The 23,820-nt window shown below is 69.7% G+C and carries 14 protein-coding genes and 1 pseudogene; 8 read left to right on the top strand and 7 right to left on the bottom strand.

Annotated features, from left to right (window positions below; genetic code table 11):
* The first annotated feature begins 44 nt into the window (after nt 1–44).
* The 3 genes from OG390_RS16655 to OG390_RS16645 all read left to right on the top strand — a co-directional run bounded on the left by OG390_RS16655 (nt 45) and on the right by OG390_RS16645 (nt 5,864).
* Nucleotides 45–1,268 carry an ROK family protein gene (locus OG390_RS16655; RefSeq protein WP_406168721.1) on the top strand — a complete coding sequence of 408 codons (1,224 nt, stop codon included), beginning with the start codon at nt 45–47 and terminating at the stop codon, nt 1,266–1,268.
* A 502-nt stretch (nt 1,269–1,770) separates the two neighbouring features.
* Entirely contained in the window at nt 1,771–4,512 is a 2,742-nt protein-coding gene (gene ppdK, locus OG390_RS16650) for a pyruvate, phosphate dikinase (protein ID WP_406168719.1), read from the top strand.
* 416 nt (nt 4,513–4,928) lie between these two features.
* Nucleotides 4,929–5,864 carry an oxidoreductase gene (locus OG390_RS16645; protein WP_406168717.1) on the top strand — a complete coding sequence of 312 codons (936 nt, stop codon included), beginning with the start codon at nt 4,929–4,931 and terminating at the stop codon, nt 5,862–5,864.
* Between the two features lie 161 nt (nt 5,865–6,025).
* Here the strand turns inward: OG390_RS16645 and OG390_RS16640 are convergent.
* The 4 genes and pseudogenes from OG390_RS16640 to OG390_RS16625 all read right to left on the bottom strand — a co-directional run.
* A pseudogene (locus tag OG390_RS16640) lies at nt 6,026–6,298 on the bottom strand (SDR family oxidoreductase); the annotation flags it as partial.
* Between the two features lie 91 nt (nt 6,299–6,389).
* Entirely contained in the window at nt 6,390–6,740 is a 351-nt protein-coding gene (gene nirD / locus OG390_RS16635; RefSeq protein ID WP_406168715.1) for a nitrite reductase small subunit NirD, read from the bottom strand.
* Nucleotides 6,737–9,355 carry a nitrite reductase large subunit NirB gene (gene nirB, locus OG390_RS16630; protein WP_406168713.1) on the bottom strand — a complete coding sequence of 873 codons (2,619 nt, stop codon included), beginning with the start codon at nt 9,353–9,355 and terminating at the stop codon, nt 6,737–6,739. Before nirB ends, nirD begins: the two co-directional genes overlap by 4 nt.
* A complete protein-coding gene (locus tag OG390_RS16625) occupies nt 9,356–10,606 on the bottom strand; it encodes an NAD(P)/FAD-dependent oxidoreductase (protein ID WP_406168711.1) in 1,251 nt (416 codons plus the stop codon).
* Between the two features lie 238 nt (nt 10,607–10,844).
* On the opposite strand from OG390_RS16625, the gene OG390_RS16620 reads away from it, so the two are divergent.
* The 4 genes from OG390_RS16620 to OG390_RS16605 all read left to right on the top strand — a co-directional run bounded on the left by OG390_RS16620 (nt 10,845) and on the right by OG390_RS16605 (nt 14,294).
* Nucleotides 10,845–11,381 (top strand): hypothetical protein, encoded by a 537-nt coding sequence (locus OG390_RS16620; RefSeq protein WP_406168709.1) that lies wholly within the window; start codon nt 10,845–10,847, stop codon nt 11,379–11,381.
* A gap of 9 nt (nt 11,382–11,390) precedes the next feature.
* Complete coding sequence (locus tag OG390_RS16615) at nt 11,391–12,668, top strand: sensor histidine kinase (protein ID WP_406168708.1); 1,278 nt, start codon at nt 11,391–11,393, stop codon at nt 12,666–12,668.
* Nucleotides 12,669–12,699: 31 nt separating this feature from the next.
* The gene (locus tag OG390_RS16610; protein WP_406168707.1) at nt 12,700–13,347 is read left to right on the top strand and encodes a response regulator transcription factor; all 648 of its coding nucleotides are present in this window, start codon (nt 12,700–12,702) and stop codon (nt 13,345–13,347) included.
* Nucleotides 13,348–13,511: 164 nt separating this feature from the next.
* Complete coding sequence (locus OG390_RS16605; protein ID WP_406168705.1) at nt 13,512–14,294, top strand: sulfite exporter TauE/SafE family protein; 783 nt, start codon at nt 13,512–13,514, stop codon at nt 14,292–14,294.
* 139 nt (nt 14,295–14,433) lie between these two features.
* Here the strand turns inward: OG390_RS16605 and OG390_RS16600 are convergent, their stop codons facing one another.
* The 3 genes from OG390_RS16600 to OG390_RS16590 form a co-directional block, all read right to left on the bottom strand.
* A complete protein-coding gene (locus OG390_RS16600) occupies nt 14,434–15,078 on the bottom strand; it encodes a class F sortase (RefSeq protein ID WP_406177704.1) in 645 nt (214 codons plus the stop codon).
* A gap of 181 nt (nt 15,079–15,259) precedes the next feature.
* Complete coding sequence (locus tag OG390_RS16595) at nt 15,260–15,772, bottom strand: hypothetical protein (RefSeq protein ID WP_406168703.1); 513 nt, start codon at nt 15,770–15,772, stop codon at nt 15,260–15,262.
* A 795-nt stretch (nt 15,773–16,567) separates the two neighbouring features.
* Nucleotides 16,568–17,218 carry a formylglycine-generating enzyme family protein gene (locus tag OG390_RS16590; RefSeq protein ID WP_406177703.1) on the bottom strand — a complete coding sequence of 217 codons (651 nt, stop codon included), beginning with the start codon at nt 17,216–17,218 and terminating at the stop codon, nt 16,568–16,570.
* A gap of 348 nt (nt 17,219–17,566) precedes the next feature.
* On the opposite strand from OG390_RS16590, the gene OG390_RS16585 reads away from it, so the two are divergent.
* Nucleotides 17,567–23,062, top strand: coding sequence for a DUF6531 domain-containing protein (locus OG390_RS16585; protein ID WP_406168701.1), 5,496 nt, complete (start codon nt 17,567–17,569; stop codon nt 23,060–23,062).
* Nucleotides 23,063–23,820 lie beyond the last annotated feature (758 nt).

Raw genomic sequence — 23,820 nt, 5'->3', positions numbered from 1 at the left:
AACTCAATATGTAATGCAGAGTTGAGGAACGCAAGGGGGTGCGCATGGCAGGAAGGGCAGGGAGAGCCGTGAAGGCCGGAAACCAGGCGAGCGCCGGAGATCTGCTCGAACTGGTGCGCAGTGGCCGCGCCACGACGCGCGGCGCACTGCAGCAGGCCACCGGCCTGTCGCGGGCCACGGTCGGCCAGCGGCTCGACCGGCTCTTCCGGGCGGGCTGGCTGCGCGAGGGTGCGGGGGGTCCGGTGGACTCGCCGCTGGGCGGCCGCCCCTCCATCACCCTCGAGTTCGACGACGCCCACGCCGTCGTCCTCGCCGCCGACCTCGACACCCGGCACGGCCGGGCGGCCGTCCTCACCCTGACCGGCGAGATCCTGGCCGAGCACACGGGGGTCCTGGTGATCGACGAGGGCCCGGAGGTGGTCCTCGGAGAACTCGGGCGCTGGTTCGCCGAACTGCTGGAGAAGGCCGGGCACCCGGTGGACGCGGTGTGCGGCATCGGGCTCGCGGTGCCGGGCCCCGTCGACAGCGACACCGGCCGCGTCGTACAGCCGCCGATCATGCCGGGCTGGGACGGCTACGACGTAAGAGGACGCCTGGGCCGGGCCTTCGCCGCGCGATCGGGCGCCAGGGCGGACATCCCTGTACTCGTCGACAACGACGCCAACCTCATGGCGTACGGCGAACAGCGCACCGGATACCCGAATTGTTCGGCGTTCGCCCTGGTCAAGGTCTCCACCGGTATCGGCGCCGGCATGGTCGTGGGCGGCGCCATCTACCGCGGCATCGACGGAGGCGCCGGCGACATCGGGCACATCCGGGTGGGCGCCGAGGCGCTGTGCCGGTGCGGCTCGTACGGCTGTCTGGCCGCCGTCGCGAGTGGTGGCGCGGTGGCGCGACGGCTCGCCGAGTCCGGGGTTCCGGCCGCCTCCGGCTCGGATGTGCGCAACCTGCTGACGGCCGGGCACCCAGAGGCGATGGCGCTCGCGCGGGAGGCGGGGCGGCAGGTCGGTGACGTACTGGCCACCGTGGTGACGCTGCTCAACCCCGGCGTACTGATGATCGCCGGGGATTTGGCCGGAACTCCCTTCCTCACCGGTGTGCGTGAGCTGCTGTACCAGCGGGCGCTGCCGCGCTCCACCGCTCATCTGGACGTGGTGACCTCGCAGCTGGGCGAGCGGGCGGGGCTGGTCGGGGCCGGGGCGCTGGTCGTCGAGTACTTGTACGCGCCGGAGCGGGCCGAGGAGCGACTGGCCGCGCTCGGCGTGTGACGGCCAGGCGCACCCTCGCGCATCCAGGCGCCCCCAGGCACGCTGGGGTGCCCGCAGGAGCATTCGGGCACATCAGGCGCACATCCAGGCGTGTGACATCCCCGTGTCGTGTCCGCATCGCGGTCCGCATGGTGACATTTGGCCGTCTCATGCGGCGTGATTCTCGCCACCCTTGATAAGGTCTCCGCTCAGATGAGCGGATCTTGGGCGGCTGCACTTCCCTAAGGGGTGGCACTCAGTGCCACCCCTTGATCGTTCATCGATTAAACTCAGACGTGCCAGACGTCGCTCACCTGAGCAACTACAATGGTCTACGGGCGTTGATTCGTTCAAGAAGTGAAAACATCGCGCCTCTATGACTTGCCAAGCTTTGACTTTCGATCTGCTGGCGGACGAGTGGTTACAGGCGCATGACGCGCAAGTGGACGTACCCAGGCGCCTTCGATCTGGGTATGTTCCCCGTCGTCAGGGCAGCCACCGCGACGTCGAGGAGTCGAGACTCGTGTCGGAAAACAAAGATCCCCACGTAGCTGAGAGCGGCGTCGAGGGCGTGAAGTTCGTCTATGACTTCACCGAGGGCAACAAGGACCTCAAGGACCTCCTTGGCGGCAAGGGCGCGAACCTTGCCGAGATGACCAACCTGGGTCTTCCGGTCCCTCCCGGCTTCACCATCACCACCGAGGCGTGCAAGACGTACCTCGACAGTGGCGAGGAGCCGGCGGCACTGCGTGACGAGGTGAGTGCACACCTCGAAGCCCTCGAAACGAAGATGGGCAAGAAGCTCGGTCAGGCCGACAATCCTCTGCTCGTATCCGTCCGTTCCGGGGCGAAGTTCTCCATGCCGGGCATGATGGACACCGTCCTGAACATCGGCCTCTCCGACAAGTCCGTCCTGGGCCTGGTCAAGCAGGCCGGCGACGAGCGCTTCGCGTGGGACTCGTACCGCCGCCTCATCCAGATGTTCGGCAAGACCGTCCTCGGCGTCGACGGGGAGCTCTTCGAGGACGCCCTGGAGGCGGCCAAGAACGCCAAGAAGGTCACGGTCGACACGGACCTCGAAGCGGCCGACCTGAAGAAGCTGGTCACCAAGTTCAAGAAGATCGTCAAGTCCGAGGCCGGTCGCGACTTCCCGCAGGACCCGCGCGAGCAGATGGACCTCGCCATCAAGGCGGTCTTCGACTCGTGGAACGGCGACCGCGCGAAACTGTACCGCCGCCAGGAGCGCATCCCGCACGACCTCGGCACGGCGGTCAACGTCTGCTCGATGGTCTTCGGCAACCTGGGCCCCGACTCGGGCACGGGCGTCGCCTTCACCCGCGACCCGGCCTCCGGCCACCAGGGCGTGTACGGCGACTACCTGCAGAACGCGCAGGGCGAGGACGTGGTGGCGGGCATCCGCAACACGGTCCCGCTCGCGGAGCTGGAGCAGATCGACAAGAAGTCGTACGACCAGCTGATGCAGATCATGGAGACCCTGGAGAACCACTACAAGGATCTCTGCGACATCGAGTTCACCATCGAGCGCGGCCAGCTGTGGATGCTGCAGACCCGCGTCGGCAAGCGCACGGCGGGTGCGGCCTTCCGCATCGCCACGCAGCTGGTGGACCAGGGCCTGATCGACGAGGCGGAGGCGCTCCAGCGCGTGACGGGCGCGCAGCTCGCCCAGCTGATGTTCCCGCGCTTCGACGACCAGGCGAAGGTCGAGCAGATCGGCCGGGGCATCGCGGCGTCGCCGGGTGCGGCGGTCGGCAAGGCCGTCTTCGACTCGTACACGGCGATCAAGTGGTCGCGTTCGGGCGAGAAGGTCATCCTGATCCGCCGCGAGACGAACCCGGACGACCTCGACGGCATGATCGCGGCCGAGGGCATCCTGACCTCGCGCGGCGGCAAGACGTCCCACGCCGCCGTCGTCGCGCGCGGCATGGGCAAGACCTGTGTGTGCGGTGCGGAGGAGCTCGAGGTCGACACCAAGCGCCGCCGGCTGACCGCCCCCGGCGGGGTCGTCGTGGAGGAGGGCGACGTCCTCTCGATCGACGGTTCGACGGGCAAGGTGTACCTGGGCGAGGTCCCGGTCGTCCCGTCGCCGGTCGTCGAGTACTTCGAGGGCCGGATGCACGCGGGCGCCGACGACGCCGATGAGCTGGTCGCCGCGGTGCACCGGATCATGGCCTACGCGGACCGGGTGCGCCGCCTCCGGGTCCGCGCCAACGCCGACAACGCGGAAGACGCCCTGCGGGCCCGTCGCTTCGGCGCCCAGGGCATCGGCCTGTGCCGTACCGAGCACATGTTCCTCGGTGACCGGCGCGAGCTGGTCGAGCGCCTGATCCTGGCGGACACGGACGCCGAGCGCGAGGAGTCGCTGAAGGGTCTGCTCCCGCTCCAGAAGCAGGACTTCGTCGAGCTCTTCGAGGCGATGGACGGCCTCCCGGTGACGATCCGTCTCCTGGACCCGCCGCTGCACGAGTTCCTGCCGGACATCACCGAGCTGTCGGTCCGTGTGGCCCTCGCGGAGTCCCGCAAGGACTCCAACGAGAACGACCTGCGCCTGCTCCAGGCGGTGCATCGGCTGCACGAGCAGAACCCGATGCTGGGCCTGCGGGGCGTGCGCCTGGGCCTGGTCATCCCCGGTCTCTTCACCATGCAGGTACGGGCGATCGCGGAGGCCGCGGCCGAGCGCAAGAACGCGAAGGGCGACCCGCGGGCGGAGATCATGATTCCGCTCGTCGGCACCGTCCAGGAGCTGGAGATCGTCCGCGAGGAGGCCGACCAGGTCATCGCGGAGGTGCAGGCGGCGACGGGTACGGAGCTGAAGCTGGCGATCGGCACGATGATCGAGCTGCCGCGCGCCGCCCTGACGGCAGGCCAGATCGCGGAGGCGGCGGAGTTCTTCAGCTTCGGCACGAACGACCTCACCCAGACGGTGTGGGGCTTCAGCCGGGACGACGTGGAGGCCTCCTTCTTCACGGCGTACCTGGAGAAGGGCATCTTCGGTGTCTCCCCCTTCGAGACGATCGACAGGGACGGCGTCGGTTCGCTGGTGAAGTCCGCGGCGAAGGCCGGCCGCGAGACGCGCCCCGACCTGAAGCTCGGCGTCTGCGGCGAGCACGGGGGTGACCCCGAGTCGGTCCACTTCTTCCACGAGGTGGGTCTCGACTACGTCTCCTGCTCGCCGTTCCGGATCCCGGTGGCCCGCCTGGAGGCGGGTCGCGCGGCGTCGACGTCGAAGGGCAGCGACCACCGCTGATCCCCTGAGACCCCCGGAACCGCTGTCGGTCATCCTGACCCTCACCGACAGCCAGCGGTCCCGGCGCACCACGAGAGGGCGGTACCCCTGTGCGGGGGGTGCCGCCCTCTTGGGTTTGGTGCCGGTGCCGCTTCCGTCGGCGCCGACGAGTCGTGTCGGCGTACGCGGGTGAGGCAGAGGCCTGCCGCGCCCACGGTGAGCAGGGACAGGCCCAGCACGGTCAGGGGGACGGCGGAGGTTCCGGTCCTGGGGTGTTGGCCGCACGGCGGGGTGCTGGACGGCGGTGTGCCGGATGGCGAGGTGCTGGAAGGCGGGGTGCGAGGCGCCACGCGTCCGTCCGCTTCGCCCCGACGCGTACGGACCGTGACCGCTCCTCGTACGCTGAGACCACACGCACAGGCAGAGGGAGCCCCGCCATGGCCGGCTGGAATGCGAGTGACATCCCCGACCGGAGTGGCCGCACCGCCGTGGTGACGGGCGCCAACAGCGGCCTCGGCTACATCACGGCACGCGAACTCGCCCGCAGGGGCGCACGGGTCGTCCTCGCCTGCCGCAGCGAGACGCGGGGGACCGAGGCCGGGGAGCGGATTGCCGCCGAAGTGCCCGGCGCGGACGTGGAATTCCAGCGGTTGGACCTCGGGGATCTGGACTCGGTACGGGAGTTCGCGGCGGTGTACGAGCGGGCGTACGACCGCCTCGACCTCCTCGTCAACAACGCCGGTGTGATGGCTCTGCCCCTCGGCCGCACCGCAGACGGGTTCGAGACCCAGTTCGGGGTCAACCATCTCGGGCACTTCGCACTCACCGGGCTGTTGCTGCCCGCGCTGCTGGGGACTCCGGACGCCCGGGTCGTGACCGTCTCCAGCATGGTGCACGCGCTGGCCAACATCGACATCGAGGACCTCAACAGCGAGCGCGGGCCGTACAGAAAGTGGATCGCTTACGCGCGGTCCAAGACCGCCAATCTCCTCTTCACCCATGAGCTGGCGCGGCGGCTCGCCGACATCGGCTCCGACGTCGTCGCGGCCGCCGCGCACCCCGGGTACGCGTCCACCAACCTGCAGACCGCCGGGCCGAAGCTGGAGGGCCGCAAGGGCGCCGAGCGGTTCATGGAGATCGGCAACCGGGTCTTCGCGCAGAGCGCCGAGGCCGGGGCGCTGCCCTCGCTGTACGCGGCCACCGCACCCGACGTGCGGCCCGACGCGTTCATCGGACCGTCGTTCGCGATGTGGCGCGGCTCGCCCGGGAAGTCCTGGCGTGCCGGGTGGACGCTCAACGACACGGCGGCGGAACGGCTTTGGGCCGCATCGGAGCGGCTGACCGGAGTCACGTACGACGCGCTCAAGGTGTGACGACCCGGGGAGGGCGGCGGGGCTTCGCGGCCCCGCCGCCCTCCCCGGCGGGTCCCGCCGTGCGGCCACCTTCCGGGGCGCCGTACGGCCTCCGCCGTGCCAGGGCCGCGCAGCTGTCCGGGCAGCCGTCGAGCAACGAACCGTGTGCCTCCGTGTTCGAGTCAGAGGGAACCGCCGCTGTCGACCACCAGATCCGTGCCGACCACCGACGCCGCGTCGTCGGACGCCAGGTAGAGGACGGCCGCGGCCACCTCCTGCGTCGCCGACACCCGGCCGAGCGGCAGTTCGTGCTTCACGCGGTCCACGCGTTCGGCCTCCGTCTCGCCGGGGCGCAGCGACATGGCGGTGGCGGAGGCGCCGGGGCTGACCACGTTGATACGGACGCCGTCGGCGATGTGGTCCAGGGCGGCGATGGGGGTCCCCCGCGCGAGCGAAGCCGAGCGTGGGGGAGGCTCAGCGCGGAACGATCGGTCAAGTAAGCCTGGGGTGGCCGATGGGCATGGGCTGGTCCGGCCACCCCGGCGGTCAGGAGGTGCGGACCTCGTACGTCGTCACCCGCACCGTCTCGTCGTCCAGGCACTGCCCCGACTCCAGGTCGAAGCGCTGCTTGAGGAGGGGGGAGGCGACGAACGGGCGGCCCTGGTGAGTGCCCGTCAGGCCGCGGGAGAGCACTGCCGCGCCGCTGAACGGGTCGCGGTTGTCGATGGCGTACGTCCGGCCCGTGCGGTCCAGGAACACCGCGACCTGGCGGCCGTCGGGGAGGAGGGCGGCGACTCCGCGGCCGGGACTCAGCTGGGAGAGGTCACACACCGTCAGCCAGCTGTCCTCCAGCTGCAGTTGAATCTTCAGGTCGGTCGTCTCGGGTGCCAGGGTCATCGCTGGGCGCTTCCTTCCAGGGGACGAGTGCCGATGGTCAGCAGCGGCAGGTCGGGCTTGATCTGGTCGCGCTCGGGGACGAAGCCGACGACCGGGTCGGGGGTGTCCGGGGCGTTCACGAAGGACACGAACCGGGCCAGCTTCTCGGGGTCGTTGATGGTCTCGGCCCACTCGTCGCGGTAGTTCGCCACGTGCGCCGACATCAGCGCCTCCAGCTCCTCGCAGATGCCCAGCGAGTCGTGGACCACCACATCGCGTACGTGGTCCAGGCCGCCCTCGATCCGCTCCAGCCAGGTCGATGTGCGCTCCAGACGGTCGGCGGTACGGATGTAGAACATCAGGAACCGGTCGATGAGGCGGACCAGTTCGGCGTCGGACAGATCCTGGGCCAGCAGGTCGGCGTGGCGCGGGGTCGCGCCGCCATTGCCACCGACGTACAGGTTCCAGCCGCTCGAGGTGGCGATCACGCCGAAGTCCTTGGACTGGGCCTCGGCACATTCGCGGGCGCACCCGGAGACCGCCGACTTCAGCTTGTGCGGGGACCGGAGCCCCCGGTAGCGCAGCTCCAGGTCGATGGCCATACGCACCGAGTCCTGCACGCCGTAGCGGCACCAGGTCTGGCCCACGCATGACTTGACCGTGCGGAGAGCCTTTCCGTACGCGTGGCCCGACTCGAAGCCGGCGTCCACCAACCTCGCCCAGATCAACGGAAGTTGCTCGACCCGCGCCCCGAACATGTCGATGCGCTGGCCACCCGTGATCTTCGTGTAGAGGCCGAAGTCCCTGGCCACCTCGCCGATCACGATGAGCTTCTCGGGGGTGATCTCGCCGCCGGGGATGCGGGGCACGATCGAGTACGAGCCGTTCTTCTGCAGATTGGCGAGGAAGTGGTCGTTGGTGTCCTGGAGCGCGGCCTGTTCGCCGCCCAGGACATACACGTCCGCGCCGATCGTCGGAGCGAGCGAGGCGATGATCGAGGCGACGGCGGGCTTGCAGGTCTCGCAGCCGTCGCCGCCGCGCGCGTTCTCCCGTCCGTGGCGGTCCAGGAGCTGCCGGTACGAAGTGATCCTCAGGGCCAGGACGATCTCGTACAGCTCCTCGCGGGTCTGCGAGAAGCAGCCGCACAGGCCCTTGTCGACCTCGACGCCGCTCGCCTCCAGCTCCGCGGTGACCAGCTGGCCGAGGACCTTGACGCAACTGCCGCAGCCCGTGCCCGCCTTGGTGCACTTCTTGACTTCCGGAACCGTCGTGCACGAGTGCTCGGTGACCGCGCCGCGGATCGTGCCCTTGGTGACGTTGTGGCAGGAGCAGATGACGGCGGAGTCCGGGAGCGCGGAGGGGCCGAGGGCGACCGGGGCGCCCGCGCCCTCCGGCAGGACCAGCTGCTCGGGGGCGATCGGCGGCACCGAACCGGTGAAGGCGCGCAGGGTGCCGTACGCCTGCGCGTCACCGACCAGGATGCCGCCCAGCAGCCGGCCGTCGCGGCCGATGACGAGCTTCTTGTACGTGCCCGAGCGCGAGTCGGCGTAGACGACGTCGAGGCAGTCCGCGGTGGCGCCGTGCGCGTCGCCGAAGGACGCGACGTCGACGCCGAGGAGCTTGAGCTTGGTGGAGAGGTCGGCGCCGGTGAAGCTCGCCTCGTCGGCCGCGATCGTGGCGGCGGCCGTCTCGGCCATCTCGTAGCCCGGCGCGACCAGGCCGTACACCCGGCCGTCCGACGCCAGCGCGCACTCGCCGATCGCGAACACGTGCGGGTCCGAGGTGCGGCACTGCTCGTCGACCGTGATGCCGCCGCGCTCGCCGACGTCGAGTCCGGTGTCGCGGGCGAGCTGGTCCCGGGGGCGTACACCCGCCGAGAACACCACCAGATCCGTGGGGAGTTCGGAGCCGTCGGACAGCTTCATGCCGGTCACGGCGCCGTCGTCGCCGGCGACGACCTCCTGCGTGCCCGTGCCCGTGTGGACCGTCAGGCCCATGTCCTCGATGGTGCGCAGCAGCGCGGCGCCACCGCCCTCGTCGACCTGCACCGGCATCAGGCGCGGTGCGAACTCCACGATGTGCGTGGTGAGTCCGAGTCCCTTGAGCGCGCCCGCCGCCTCGAGTCCGAGCAGGCCGCCGCCGACCACCGCACCCGTCGTGGCCCGCGCCTTCGCGTACTCCTCGATCGCGAGGAGGTCCTCGATCGTGCGGTAGACGAAACAGCCCTCGGCGTCCTTGCCGGGGACCGGCGGGACGAAGGGGTACGAGCCGGTGGCGAGGACGAGGGTGTCGTACGAGACCACCAGGCCCGAGCGGGCCGTTACGGTCCGTGCCGCGCGGTCGATCGACTCGGCCGGGTCGCCGAGGTGCAGCTCGATGCCGTGATCCTTGATGAACTCCGCGTCGGTGAGCGAGAGTTCGTCCGGTGTGCGGCCCGAGAAGTACGAGGTGAGCTGGACCCGGTCGTACGCCGGGCGGGGCTCCTCGCACAGCACGACCACGCGGTGCGTGGCGGTCAGTCCGCGCTCGGCGAGCGCTTCGAGGAAGCGCTGGCCGACCATCCCGTGTCCGACGAGCACGATCGTGTGTGCGGTCCCGTCGGTGGCGTTCGCCGCCTTCGTCGCGTCCGTGGACATTCAGGAGCCTCCATCGTTGGTGAGCAGGTGGAGCAGGGGTGCGCCGTCCGAGGGGAGCGGCTCTGCTCCCTCCCAGGCGCGGGCGAGCGCGCCGACGGTGCCGAGTTCGCCGACGAGCACGCCGCCGACCACGCGGTCGTCGCGGACGACGACCCTGCGGTAGGTGCCGCGGGTGGCGTCGGCGAGCTGGACGACGTCGTCGCCCGGGCGGGGTTCGGGCTCGCCGAACGCGGCGAGGTCGAAGGGGGCGTCGCCGCCCGTGAGGGTGAGGCGGGTCAGGGAGCGGGTCCCGGTGTAGCGGGCGTTCGCGTCTCCGGCGATCAGCTCGGCGAGTATGTCCGCCTGCTCGAGCGCCGGTGTGGCCAAGCCGTAGAGGGTGCCCTTGTGCTGGGCGCAGTCGCCGATCGCCCGGATGTGCGGGTCGGACGTGCGCAGTTCGTCGTCGACGAGGATGCCCTTGTGGACGGCGAGTCCCGCGTCCTGGGCGAGGCCCACCCGCGGGTGGACGCCGCAGGCCAGGACGACGAGGTCGGCGTCGAGGGCGTACCCGTCGGCCATCTCGACGGAGCGGACCGCGCCACCGACACAGCGCACGTCGCGCACCCGGCACTCGGTGTGTACCTCGACACCCAGGTCCGTGAGGTGCCGGTGGACCAGACGGGACGCGGACGGGTCGAGCTGGCGCTCCATGAGCCGCTCGGCCTGCTGGGCCAGCACCACCTGGGCGCCGCGCACGGCGAGCGCGCGGGCCGCGGAGACGCCGAGGAGACCACCGCCGATCACGACGGCGCGGGCGCCGGGCCGTACCGCCTTCGACAGCCCCAGGCAGTCGTCCATGGTGCGAAACGCGTGGACGCCTTCCGGGAGTTCGTGCCCGCCGTGGCCGAACAGGCCGCGCAGCGGCGGGAGCACGGGGTTCGAGCCGGTCGCGAGGACCAGCGTGTCGTATGCGATCACCGAGCCGTCCGCGCAGTTCAGCGTGCGCGCGGCGCGGTCGATTCCGGTGACCCGGCCGCGGGTCAGTCCGCCCGGCACCGGGAGGGCGATCACCTCCGGCGCGTACCGGCCGGCCAGGACCTCGGCGAGCAGGACGCGGTTGTAGGGGCGGTGCTCCTCCTCGCCGACGAGCTCGACGGACAGGGCGGGGGCGCCCGCCGTGCCGCCGGACGCGCCGAGCTCTTCGAGCCGCCGGGCGAGCCGGGCGCCCGCGAGCCCGGCGCCGATCACCACCACACGCGTATTCGAGGTCATGACCACACCGTGCGGTGCCGGTGTTACCCGGCCGCATCACGACTGTTTCCCGGGAGGAACGCTGCCCTCAGCGGGGGCGGGGCCCGGATGTGAGGGTTCGGCGCACCCGCCCGGGGACGGGTGTGAGGTGGGGTTAACCGAACCTGCGGTTTCCGTGCAGGCACGATCGATCACGGCGGCCCGGCACGGAAACCTTGAGGCGTCGGGTTCCACCAGCTCACGCCCAGGGGGACACATCATGGCCATCGCCCGGAAACTTCAGCCACCGCCCGTGCGCGACGACTCCGCCGTACGCGTCTGGCGGGTCGTCCGGGAACCGTTCACTGCGCAGACCTGGCGCCGGGTCGCATACGCGCTGCTGGCGTTCCCGGTGGGGGTGATCTGCGTCCCACTGGCGCTGGTGGGTGCTCCGACCGCGCGCTGGCAGCGAGGGCTCGTACGCAATTTCCTGGGCGTCCCGGGCGCCCAGGGCGTCCCTGGCAGGGAGCCGCCCGGGTCCGCGCGCGGTCTGGCCCACGCGGTCCTCGCGGCACCCCTCGACCTCGTCGTGCTGGCGGTCACGGTCTACGGCTGGTCCCTGGTGCCGATGAACCTGGGCTGGCCCCTGCGCGCCGCCGGATCCGACTACGCGGACGCCTGGGGCGGGCCCACCTTCGCCGGGGCCTGGACCTTCCACGCGATCGTCGGCGGGCTCGGCTTTCTGCTGCTCATGCCGTGGCTCGGCCGGGTCATGGCGTCCGTACAGCTTCGCCTCGCGGCGGCGCTCCTCTCTTAGGTTGATCCCATGAACCGCCTCCGCGCCACGCTGCGCTTCCCCTTCGGGCGGCAGGCCCTCGCGGCCCTTCTCTACGGGCTGATCGCCTTCCCGCTCGCCCTGGTCGGGTTCGTTCTCACCCTCGTGGGGCTGCTGGTCGGCGGCGTGCTGTCCGTGACCACGCTGGGACTGTGGCTGATCGCCGTCACCGTACGGGGAGCGCTCGCCCTGGGCAGGCTCCAGCGTGCGCTGGCCCGGCACCTGCTGGGGCTGGAGATCGAGCACCCGACGCGCCGCGAGGGCGCCGGGATCCTGGGCTGGCGACGCGCTCTGCTCGGCGACCGGAGCGGCTGGCGCGCCGTCGCCTGCGCGCTGGCGACGCCCTTCACCGCAGTCTTCGGGTACGCCGCCATCGTCATCGGCTACGTGTACGGCGTCCTGCTCGCCCTCCACCCCCTCCTCGAGCACTGGAACTACAACACCGAGCGGGCGAGCGACGGCACGGAGCGCCGTGTCTCACTGGAGTTCTTCGGCTTCCAAGTCGACTCCTGGCCAAGGTGGTTGATCCCCGTGGCCCTCGGGCTGTTGCTTCTCGCCACCGCCCGCCGGCTGCTGCGCTACGGACTGGGTCCGCACCGCGCGCTGCTCACGGTGCTGCTCGGCCCCGATGCCGCCGAGCGCCGCATCCGGGCCCTGGAGGAGACCCGTGCCCAGGCTGTGGACGACGCGGCGGCGACCCTGCGGCGCATCGAACGCGACCTGCACGACGGCACACAGGCCCGGCTGGTCGGCCTCGCGATGCACCTCACGATGATCCGCGAGCTGATCGGCACGGGGGCTTCCCCGGAACAGCTGCTCGCCATCGTCGACACCGCGCAGGGCAACGCCACTCAGGCCATCGTCGACCTGCGCCATCTCGTCAAGGGTATCCACCCGCCCGTACTGGACCAGGGCCTCGACACCGCCCTGGCCACGCTCGCCGCCGACAGCGCCCTGCCCGTCGAGGTCACCACCGACATTGCGTCCCGCCCGAGCCCGGCGGTCGAGTCCATCGCGTATTTCTGCGCCGCCGAACTCCTCGCCAACGCGACCAAGCACAGTGGGGCGACCGGCGCCACCGTGACGGTGACCGCGCGGGACGGGCTGCTGCGGCTGAGCGTGCGCGACGACGGACGCGGGGGAGCGGTGATCGGCGCGGGCTCGGGCCTGACCGGGCTGCTCACCCGGGCCCGGACCGTCGACGGCACGCTCACCTGCGACAGCCCGCCGGGAGGGCCTACCGTGGTCACGGTCGAACTGCCGTACTGATCACGAGAGTCACGAGGGTCACATGGGTCGCATGCGCGTCGTCATCGCCGAGGACTCCGCACTGCTGCGGGACGGGCTGGTCCAGCTCCTCCAGCTGCGCGGCGTGGAGGTCGCGGCCGCCGTGGGGGACGCCGACGCGCTGCTGGTCGCCGTGGCCGAGCACCGCCCGGACGTCGCCGTCGTCGACATCCGGCTGCCGCCGACCCAGACGGACGAGGGGGTCAGGGCGGCCGTACGACTGCGCAAGGACCACCCCGGCACCGGGGTGCTGATCTTCTCGCAATACGTGGAGACGACGTACGCGACCGAACTCCTCGGTGAACCGGCCGGATTCGGCTACCTCCTCAAGGAACGCGTCGTCGACATCGGCGAGTTCGTGGACGCCATGGAGCGGGTCGCCGGAGGTGGCACGGCCCTCGACCCCGAGGTCGTCGCCCAGCTCTTCGGCGCGAGCCGCCGCGCCACCGCGCTCGACACGCTCACGCCACGCGAGCGGGAGGTCCTCGCCCTGATGGCCGAGGGCCGCACGAACCACGCGATCGCCGCGGCCTTCACCGTCTCCGAACGGGCCGTCGAGAAGCACATCGCCAACATCTTCACCAAGCTCGACCTGCCCCCCTCCGACACCGGACACCGACGGGTACTGGCGGTCCTGCGCTACCTGGACACGGTGAACTGAAGCCGCGCCGAAAGGCACAGAGCGTTGCAGACAGAAACGGACATACGCGCACGGACAAGGCACAGAGGGTCGTAGGCGGACGCGCGGAGAACCGGGTCGTACCTCAGAAGACGCTCACCAGGATTCATGGACGTCACATCTATCCCGTCCATAGGGTCGCGATCATGCCCGACATATCGCTGACCGTGGTCGCCGTCCTGTGCCTCGCCTCCCTGGCGGCCGGCTGGATCGACGCGGTCGTGGGCGGCGGCGGGCTGCTTCTGCTCCCCGCGTTGCTGCTCGGGCTGCCCAGCGGCACCCCGGCGGTGTACGCGCTCGGGACGAACAAGGCGGTGGCCATCGTCGGCACGACGGGCGCGGCGGTGACGTACGCGCGCAAGGCGCCCGTCGATGTGCGCCTGGCCGTACGGATCGGGGTCGCGGCGCTCGCCGGTTCGACGGCGGGGGCGTTCGTCGCGGCCGGGCTGAGCACCGAAGTCCTGAAGCCGGTCGTCATGGTCGTCCTTGTCGGCGTCGGCACCTTCGTCATCCTCAAGCCCGCCTTCGGTACGGCGCCCTCGACCGCCCCGGTCTCCCCGCGTCGCGTCCTCGCCGCGATCGGGCTCGCGGGCCTGGGCATCGGCTTCTACGACGGGCTGATCGGACCCGGCACGGGTACGTTCCTCGTGCTCGCCCTCACCGCGCTGCTCCACCTCGACCTGGTGACCGCCTCCGCCACCGCCAAGATCGTCAACTGCTGCACCAACGCGGGGGCCCTCGCCACCTTCGCCTGGAAGGGCACGGTGCACTGGCAGTTGGCCGCCTTGATGGCCGTCTTCAATCTGGTCGGCGGCACGGTGGGGGCACGCACCGCGCTCAAGAAGGGCAGCGGGTTCGTTCGGGTGGTGCTGCTGACGGTGGTGTTCGCGTTGGTGGCGAATCTGGCGTATCAGCAGTGGATCGCGTAGCGCGGTGGAGGTGGCGCCCGCGACCGTGCACTGTGGCGTGGAGAGTTTTTCGCCGGCCGCCATCGTACGGTGCGCCCGTCAGATCAATGCCCCGGAAAAGGCCTGTCGTGGCGAGGGGCACCGCTGGTGGTCCGGCACCTCAGGCTGGTCCGGGGCGGCTCCCCGTCAGGTGGGCGAAGACGACCACGTTGCCCTGGTATCCCGTCGTCTTCGAGTAGCCGCCGCCGCAGGTGATGACGCGGAGTTCGGGGCGGGGGGCGGCGCCGTACACCTTCTCGTCGGGGAAGTCGCGGGCCTGGTACACCTCGACGGCGTCGACGGTGAAGACGGCCGTGCCGCCGTCGCGCCGCGGCACCTCGATGGCGCTGCCCTTCTTGACGGCGCCGAGGTCGTAGAACACGGCCGGGCCCTCGGCGTTGTCGACATGTCCGGCGACGATGGCGGTGCCCCGCTCGCCGGGGGCGGTGCCGGCCTCGTACCAGCCGGCCAGATTCTTCTCCTCGGGGGGCGGGACGTCCAGGCTGCCCTGCGGGGTGAGGCCGAGGCCCATCAGCGGGGCGTCCACCCGGATGGAGGGGATGCGGATGCGTTCGGGCGGGGAGTGCGGCAGCGCGGGCGCCCCGGAGGGCCGGTCGCGGGTGTCGGGTGACGCGGCCTGCGCGGCGGACGGCTGGGGCGGCGCATGGGTCTCGGCGCCGCTGCGCAGCAGCCAGGCGCCGGAGCAGAGTGCGACCACGGTGACGGACGCTATGGCGATGTTGCCGGCGTGACCGGCCTCTCGGATCCTGCCGATCTTGCGGATCCTGCCGATCTCGTAGATCTTGCCGGTCCTGCTGAATCGCCGCACGTGAGCCTCCTTTCTGCTGCTCCTCTCAGTCCCGTTCCCCCTCCGGGCCGCGAGGGGCGTCGGGCCGCGGAGGGGGAGGGGACGGCGGTACCGGTGGACGGACAGCGGAGGGTGTCCGTCAGATCCCGTCGCCTCTCGCCCGGCGATGCAGGAGCCAGGTACCGCCCGCGGCGGCGACGGCCAGGGCCGCCACGCCCGCCGCGGTCTGCACGGGATCGGGGCCCAGTGCGCCGCCGACCCCCGTATTCACATGGCCACGCGGTTGGATCTGTTCGCGCGTGGGCGTCAGCGTCACCATCAGGTCCCCCGTCACCTTCCGGTCGCCGCACCTCGCGACGATCTCGTAGGTCCCCGGCTGCGCGCTCGGCGGCACCCGGAACTGGCCGATCACGTCGTGCTCGTGCGCGCTCGGGGCGAGGGCGAAGGCGCCCGCGCCCACCGCGCTGGCGTCGCCCGTCGCCACGTCCGCGCCGCACGCCGCCGTGTTGACGGTGACTGCCGAGCCCGGGATGACGCTGGAGGGGAACACCTCCAGGCGGCTCGCGTCCCCGCTGTACGCGGGCGCGGTGGCGAGGCTCGCGGCGGCGACGGCGAGCGCGGTACCGGTCAGCAGACGGGCGGTACGTCGCATCGTGCTTGCTCCTCCGAGGGGGCGCGGCCCGCGACACCCCCAAGTGCCGCTGCGTCGGTCGTGCCCCTGCCCTACCGAGGTAAGTGGCACATGGCCGCATCCGCTTCCTGATGGAGCGTCAGAAATGATGTGAATGGGTGTCAGGTGGGCGGCCGGAAGGGGGGAGGCGGTGGCGTTTCAGCAGGTCACTGGCGTGTGGCGGGTGTGTTGTGGAAGAGAACCCGAAGGGTGAGGGGTGGGGGTGTGAACGGGTGACTCGGGCGGGCGTCCGGGGGTGCTACCGAGGCGGGGGTGGGGGCCGGGTCGCGTGTCGGCGTGGCAGCCGAACGGGTGCCGTGCACCATGAACCCGGCAGGGCTTGAAGGCAAGCACGGCTTGTGGCTCGTGCGGCTTGATGCGTGTGCGGCTTGGGGTCCGTAGCGCTTGGTGCGTGTGCGGCTTGTGGTCCGTGCGGCGTGAAGCCTGTACCGCTTGACCTCAATGAAGCATGAGATACGAGGCTGTGCGTCATGGAGACAGCCACAGCTGATTCCACCGTCCCCGTCCAGACGTCGCAGACCCCGTGCGGGTCGGCGTGGTCATCGGCAGCAACCGAGAGGGCCGCTTCGGGCCCGTCGTCACCGACCGGCTGCCGGCCCGGATCCGTGAACGCGACGACTTCGCCCCCGAGGTCGTCGATGTCGCCGCTCTCCGGCTCCCGACGGCTCTTTCGTATTCCCCGTCCCCCTCGGTGGCCGCCGAGCTCGCGAAGGTCACGCCCGCCCTCGCCCGAGGGCCTGGCACCAGCACCTCCGTTCAGCGCACGGGCGAGCGCGCCACCCGGAACCCCACGTCGTCGACCCGGAAGGTCGGATGGCTGCGGCGGCGTGCGGAGGCGCGGCAGCTCCAGTGCTCGTCGAACCAGCCGCCGCCGCGCAGCACGCGGTAACCGCCGTAGACCTCGGGGTCGTAGAGGTCCCAGCACCAGTCCCAGACGTTGCCGATCATGTCGTACAGGCCCCACGGGTTGGGCCGCTTGATGCCCACCTCGTGGATCGTCTCGTGCGAGTTGTCGCGGTACCAGGCGATCTCGTCGAGCGGCCCGTACCGCGGTCCGGTCGTCCCGGCACGGCAGGCGTGTTCCCACTCGGCCTCGGTCGGCAGCCGGTACCCGTCGGCGGACCCGTCCCACTCGACCCGCTTGTCCTCACCGCGGAGGCGGTAGGCGGGCGTGAACCCGTCGCACTCGGACAGCGCGTTGCAGAACCGGACCGCGTCCCACCACGAAACGCTCTCGACGGGCAACCGCTCCCCACGGGCGGCACTCGGCGACAGCCCCGTGACTTGCGCGTACAGCTCCTGCGTGACCGGGAACGCCGCCAGCTCGTAGGGCACGACCTCGACCGGCCAACTCCGCCGCGTCCGCCGGTCCGACAGCGTCACCCGCCCCGCCGGGACGGTGACCATCGTCGGCCCTACCGGCGGGACCGCGGTCGTCTCGTTTCCTGCGTGTGCGCCCATGGGCGGATGATCCTATCGGCACGTTGCTCGTCATCGGCTGGGTCGCAGGTCTTCGTACGGGATCTCCATGAAGTCGGGCTGCGCCGCATTCAGTTGAGCAAATTCCGCGTTGTGTGATGTGGCGTACCGGCATGAGGTGTTCACGCAGTATCGATTCAGCAAAGATCGCTGGTCGATCAAGGGTGAACGGGGGCGAATCTGGTCTTCCCGACCTTGATCTTTAGGTGACAGGAGCGCCAAAGTTTCTCCACAAGTTGTGCACTGAGTGACCAGTGATGTGCACGGTGTGTGGGGGTGGGGGAAGTGCTGACCTCGGCGTGCGCGCGTATGCGCGTGTTGATCGTGGTGCTGGTGCTGTCCGTTGTTGCGGGCGGCGGCTGGCTGATCAGGGTGGCGGTCGACGACACCGGTGGGTCCGGTAGCGCGGCGTACGGAGGGCCGCAGCCTGCGGCGCACCAGAAGGCTGTAACGCCTGAGGAGCGGCGCAAGCAGACCAAGGACCGGGCGAAGCCGACGAAGCCGCACGCTCTGCCGACGACGAGGAGCAAGCCGGCCACGGCCGCGCAGCTCGCCCTGCTCCAGGAGGACCAGCGGCAGTTGAAGGCGGCTGCTCCGAAGGCCAGGAACGCGGCGATGGCGCCTGGTTCCGGCACCGGCGTCACCCAGGCGTCCTTCACCACCAGCGTGCAGGCGGCTGAGGCCTCGTACACGAGCGGCGCGCTGTACCAGGTGACGAAGGATCCGTTCGGCAACGCGGCTGCCCAGCAGGGTGGTTGGCTGATGGCACTCGGCAATCACATCGGTGCAGCGGTGCCGGGCGAACCTCTTCAGGTGTCGGCGGCGATCTGGCAGACCGGGGGCGCCGACGACGAGGTGCACCCGGTGAAGGTCCGCTGGAAGGTGGACTACTACGGCTGCCGCCTGAGTAACGACGACGTCCAGTACTTCGACTTCGGGCAGACCGTCCAGGCGCCGACGCTGAACACCGACAAGACGTTCCCGGTGGTCAACGCGTCGTTCACGGTGCCGACCACGGAGTGCAAGTACCCAGTCCCGCGGTACTTCGTCTACGCCTGCACGGTGGTGGCGGACGACCCCACGGACACGGAGACCTGCGGCTCGTACAACGCTTTCGACATCGTTCCGTCCCTGCCCGAGGGCGCCGCCTGCGGTGCGCTCTGCGGCGACGCGAGCGGCTCAGCGGGTACGACCGTGATGCGCGCGGACCCGGTGAACACCGCGACCGGCGCCTTCATGGAAGCGTTCTCCGATGCCCAGGTGCCGGCCCCGGGTGTACCGCTGGCGGTCGGCCGCGTCTACTCCTCCGACAACACGCTCACCGGCGCGCTGGGCAAGGGCTGGCAGCTGCCGTGGGAGACGCGGCTGGAGTTCGAGTCCGACGGCGCTGCGGTCCTGGTCGGTGAGGGCGGCACCCGGCACGCCTACACCAAGAAGTCCGACGGAACGTTCACGACGCCCGGCGAGGCCCGCTCCAAGCTGGCGGCCGACGGCAGCGGCTACCAGCTCACCACCGCCGACCACTCCACGTACGGCTTCAACGCATCCGGTCGGCTGACCGCGCTGAAGGACCGTACCGGGCGGGGTCTGACCCTCGGCTACACCGGCACTCAGCCCACGAAGATCACGGATTCGGTGGGCCGGGCCGCGACGCTCGCGTACGTCGGTGACCGGCTGGACAAGGTGACGCTGTCCGACGGACGGGTGGTCGACTACGGCTACACCGGCGACCAGCTGACCGGTGTGACGGCGCTGGACGGGAAGACGGAGACCTACGGCTACGACGCCTCCGGCCGCCTCGACAAGGTCACGAACGCCCGCGGCAAAACCGTCACGTTCAACGTCTACGACGCGCAGGGCCGGGTGACGTCCCAGACGGACGCGCTGGGCCACAAAACCACGTTCGCGTACTCCAAGAACGGTGTCTTCGACCAGGTCGACGTCACGGCCCCGGACCAGGGCGTGTGGACGGACGTCTACTACAAGAACGTGCTGTTCACGCAGCTCGACCCGCTCAACAACAAGAGCTACTACCGCTACGACGAGTTCTTCAACCGCACCAGCGCGGTCGATGCGGAGATCCGCGAGACCCAGTGGTCCTTCACCAACTCGGGTCGGCTGAAGCGCCGTTCCAGCTCCGCGTCGGACGAGGACTGGACGTACGACGCCAACGGCAACGTGGCCACGCACACGGACGGCGAGTGGAACAAGACCGTCTTCGGCTACAACACGGCCAACCAGCTCACCACCGTCAAGGACCCGCTGGGCAAGACGACGACGTACGGCTACAACGCCACCACCGGGCTGCCGGAGACCGTCACCACCGCGCGCGGCAAGACCACGAAGTACGGCTACGACGCGAACGGCAACCTGACGTCCGTCACCACGCCGAAGGGCTACAAGACCACCTACACCTACTTCCCGTCGGGACAGGTGAAGACGGTCGTCGACCCGCGAGGCAATGTCAGCGGGGCGGACCCGGCGAAGTACACGACCGCGTACACGTACGACGCCGCCGACCGCGTCAAGACGGTCACCGACGCGCGCGGCAGCACCACCGCCTACGCCTACGACGAGGTCGGCAACCTCGTCACGGTCACGGACGCCGCGAAGCGCGTCACGACCTACGGCTACGACGACGCGAACCGCCTGAAGGCGATCACGGACCCGGCGCAGAAGCAGACCAGCCTCGGCTACGACGTGATGGGCCGCCTGAACAAGGAGACCAACCGCCGGGGCGCGACCACCACCTACCAGTACGACAAGGTCGGCCACCAGGTCCAGATGGTGAGCGCCCGCGGCAACGCCACCGGCGCGGATGCCTCGAAGTACACCTGGACGATCGGCTACGACAAGGTCGGCAACCGCAAGACCGTCACCGACCCGCTCGGCAAGACCACGGCGTTCGCCTGGGACGCGGACAACCGCCCGCTGTCGACCACCGATCCGCTGGGCCACACCCGCAGCGTCACCTACGACGACAACGGCAGCGTCACCAAGACCACCGACGGCCTCGGCCACGGCATGACGCTGACCTACGACGACGACAACCGCCTCGCCTCGTCGAAGACCTGGTCCGGATACGTCACCTCGTACGAGTACGACGACGACAGCCACCTGAGCGCGGAGGTCTCCCCGGAGGCCGAGCGCACCACCTACGGCTACGACGACGACGGCAACCTCGCCAGCACCGCCGACCCGCGCGGCAACGTCACCGGCGCGGACCCGGCCAAGTACACCTGGACGTACGGCTACGACCCGGCCGGCAACCCCACCTCGGTCACCGACCCGCTCGGTCACCAGAACAAGACCGGCTACGACGCGGTCGGCAACATCACCTCGGTCACGGACGCGCGCGCCAAGCAGACCGTCTACGAGTACGACGAGTTGGGCCGCCCGAAGAAGGTCACCGCCCCGGACACTGGTACCACCGCCTTCACGTACAACACCGCCGGTTTCCTGGAGACGACCACCGACGCCAACACCCACACCAGCACCTACGGCTACAACGCCGAGGGTCAGCTGACGTCGGTCAAGAACCCGTTGAGCAAGACGATCTCCTACGAGTACGACCTCGACGGAAGCCGCACCAAGGTCACCAACGCCCGCGCGCAGACCATCACCACCACGGTCGACGCCCGCAACCTGCCCACCAAGGTCGCCTACTCCGACGGCACCGCGACCGAGTCGTACACCTACGACGACGCGAGCCGCATCAAGAACGTCACCGACGCGACCGGCACCCGCACCCTGGCCTACGACAACGACGACAAGATCCTGTCGATCACGTCACCGGGCGCGAGCAAGCCGTTCAGCTACCGCTGGAACACCAACGACACGCTCAAGTCGCGTACCTACCCGGACGGCCGGGCCACCAGCTACACGTACGACAAGGTCGGCCGGGTCAAGACCCAGACCGCCAACAGCAAGGCCACCGGCTACGGCTATGACAAGGCGGGCAACCTCACCTCGGTGACGCTGCCCACCACCACGGCGCGCAGCGAGACCCGCACCTACGACAAGGCCGGCCGCCTGGCGTCGATGACCACGCCGACGCTGAGCAACACCTACACCTACGACAACAACAACCGCCTGGTCGCCGACAAGCCCGGCACGGGATACCCGGCCCGCTACGGCTACGACGACGCGGGCCGCATGACCCGCGCGTGCACCGACACCTCGGCCACCTCCTGCCTGACCGGTACCAGCGGCTCGACCTACACGTACGACAAGGTCGGCAACCTCAAGACCGCGGTCGACTCGGGTTCTACGACCACGTACGCGTACGACGCCGGCGACCACCTGTCCTCCACGACAGTCGGCTCGACCACCACCAGCTACACCTACGACGCCGACGGCAACCAGACCAAGGACGGCTCGGAGACCTACGCCTACGACCCGGTCGGCCGGGTCAAGTCCGCCACCATCGGCAGCAACACCTTCTCGTTCCTCTACGACGCCGACGGCAACCGCACCGTCTCCAAGAAGAACAGCGCACTGACACGCACCTCGCGCTGGGACATCGTGGGTGCCCTGCCGCAGATCGCCACCGACACCAACTCCTCCGGCGCGCTGATCGCGGACTACCGCTACGACCCCGACGGCACGGCCCGCTCCATGGACCGCACCGACGGCACCTACTCCTTCACCCACGACCGTCAGAACTCCGTCAGCGCCGTCTACGACGCAGCGGGCGTCGACAACTACCACTACACCTACGACGCCTGGGGCAACTTCACCGGCAAGGCCACCATCACCGGCGGCCGGAGCAGCATCTTCGGCTACACCGGCCAGTACAAAGACCAGTACCTGCCCCACCGCCTCCTGCTGCGCGCCCGCTCCTACGACACGACCCAGCGCCGCTTCACCACCCAGGACCCGGTCCCGGCCGCCCCCGACAGCCCCAACCAGTCCGCCTACAACTACGCCGACAACGACCCCGCCAACCTCTCCGACCCCTCCGGCAACTGCCCGATGTGCATCGGCGCGGTCATCGGCGGCGTCGTCAGCGGAGGCGTCTACGCCTTCACCCACCACGACGACTTCGACTGGGGCGACTTCGCCGCCGCCACCGGCGAGGGCGCGGTCGTCGGCGCGGTCGGCGGCTTCCTCGCCCCGGCGGGTACCAGCCTGGCAACCCAGCTCGGCCTCTCGGGCGGACGGGCCCTCGGCGTCGCCACCGTCACCGACGCCGCGATCGGCATGGGCTTCACCTGGGCCATCAACACCGCCCAGTGCCAGCCCACCACACCCACTGACCTCCTTGCTGGGGCGGTCACCGGCGGATTCGGCAACCTGATCAAGCCAGTCTGGGGCGTTTTCAGGAGCGGTTTCAAGGGGCTGTTTGCCCCTAAGGTCACGGTCTATGCGGGCAATCCTCCTATCAGCCTGTTCCGCTCCCCTCTTCGAGGGAACCGGGCATCCGAGGCGCGAGGGCCGAATCCAGATAATCATCCGCCCTACCAGACCTCCGACGGTCACACGCATGAAGGGACTGCGTATCTCGGCGAGAGTGACTTGGTGGCGGAAAGGTACGCCGTTCAAGGAATCTATGAAGACGGGTACCATGAGTTTGTGATGAAACCCGGGTTCCTGAAAGAGTTCCCCCCTGGCGGTAAATATCGAAGGACGCATGACAACCGGCCTGGGCAGTATCAATGGCTAATTCCTGCATCGGAAATCCCGAAATTTAATGACCAGATTGACCATGTGATCTGGTGGAATTACAGGGAAGGCATTGGTGCATGGACGGATGACGGGAGGGTGCGCTGATGGCGGACAGGCAGGAATGGGATCTGCGCGGACTGCAGCCGCGTCAACTTGTTCGGTGTGTTGTCACTGGACATCGGGGTCGGTTTGGCATTGATGTCCAGATTGTCGCCCCGCGGGTGCCGCAACCGCGAGCCTTCATTGACTTTGTTCTGCTCGTGGAACCCGGAGAGCAAATAGATCCGTCTGGGTTCCCTCCTGTGGGGAGTTCGATCGCGGCGGTGACGGTCGACATCATGCCCGATGGTGAACTGCGCCTCGATGCAACACCGTCGGCAGTACTTAGTCTCCGTCCTGCAGGCGAGGAATAAGGAACACTGCCACCACGGCTAAAACGTGTTGCTGAGGCCGTGATCAGAAGGTCTCAGTCGATCTGTCGGTCAGGGCTGGGCAGATAATCGCACCGACATCCGGCGCAATCTGATGCAGCCAGCAGTCGCCTCACCTCCCGTCGGGACGTCGCTGTGCTCGTGCTGGCCGAGTCCGTGATGATCGGACTCCTGGGCGCGGTGGTCGCTGCAGGGGTGTGCTGGTCTCTGTACGCCGTGGTCGCCCCTGGGATCACCGGCGGTGCCGGCGCTGGACCGTTCCCCGTCGGTGCCTGCCTCATCGGGCTCGGCGTCGGCGCAGGCGCCGGCATCCTGGGCGGTGCTGTCCCTGCGTTGCGTGCCTCTCGCCTTCCGATTGCTGTGGTCATGCGGGCGTGAGCCTGCGGGGGCTCGCGTTCTGTTGTCAGGGGCAGCAGGCCAGGGCCGATCTTG

The sequence above is a fragment of the Streptomyces sp. NBC_00996 genome (genome assembly GCF_045162675.1).
In the GTDB taxonomy this organism is placed as follows: domain Bacteria; phylum Actinomycetota; class Actinomycetes; order Streptomycetales; family Streptomycetaceae; genus Streptomyces.
The sequence above is the reverse complement of the archived record's forward strand: the minus strand, read 5'-3'. Positions and strand labels throughout refer to the sequence as shown.

Bases quoted from the DNA above. Each gene is read 5' to 3' on its own strand.
- OG390_RS16620 (WP_406168709.1), top strand. From the start codon at position 10,845: ATGGCCATCGCCCGGAAACTTCAGCCACCGCCCGTGCGCGACGACTCC.
- OG390_RS16605 (WP_406168705.1), top strand. From the start codon at position 13,512: ATGCCCGACATATCGCTGACCGTGGTCGCCGTCCTGTGCCTCGCCTCC.
- OG390_RS16655 (WP_406168721.1), top strand. From the start codon at position 45: ATGGCAGGAAGGGCAGGGAGAGCCGTGAAGGCCGGAAACCAGGCGAGC.
- OG390_RS16615 (WP_406168708.1), top strand. From the start codon at position 11,391: ATGAACCGCCTCCGCGCCACGCTGCGCTTCCCCTTCGGGCGGCAGGCC.
- OG390_RS16645 (WP_406168717.1), top strand. From the start codon at position 4,929: ATGGCCGGCTGGAATGCGAGTGACATCCCCGACCGGAGTGGCCGCACC.
- nirD (WP_406168715.1), bottom strand. From the start codon at position 6,740: ATGACCCTGGCACCCGAGACGACCGACCTGAAGATTCAACTGCAGCTG.
- OG390_RS16625 (WP_406168711.1), bottom strand. From the start codon at position 10,606: ATGACCTCGAATACGCGTGTGGTGGTGATCGGCGCCGGGCTCGCGGGC.
- nirB (WP_406168713.1), bottom strand. From the start codon at position 9,355: ATGTCCACGGACGCGACGAAGGCGGCGAACGCCACCGACGGGACCGCA.
- OG390_RS16610 (WP_406168707.1), top strand. From the start codon at position 12,700: ATGCGCGTCGTCATCGCCGAGGACTCCGCACTGCTGCGGGACGGGCTG.
- OG390_RS16590 (WP_406177703.1), bottom strand. From the start codon at position 17,218: ATGGTCACCGTCCCGGCGGGGCGGGTGACGCTGTCGGACCGGCGGACG.
- OG390_RS16595 (WP_406168703.1), bottom strand. From the start codon at position 15,772: ATGCGACGTACCGCCCGTCTGCTGACCGGTACCGCGCTCGCCGTCGCC.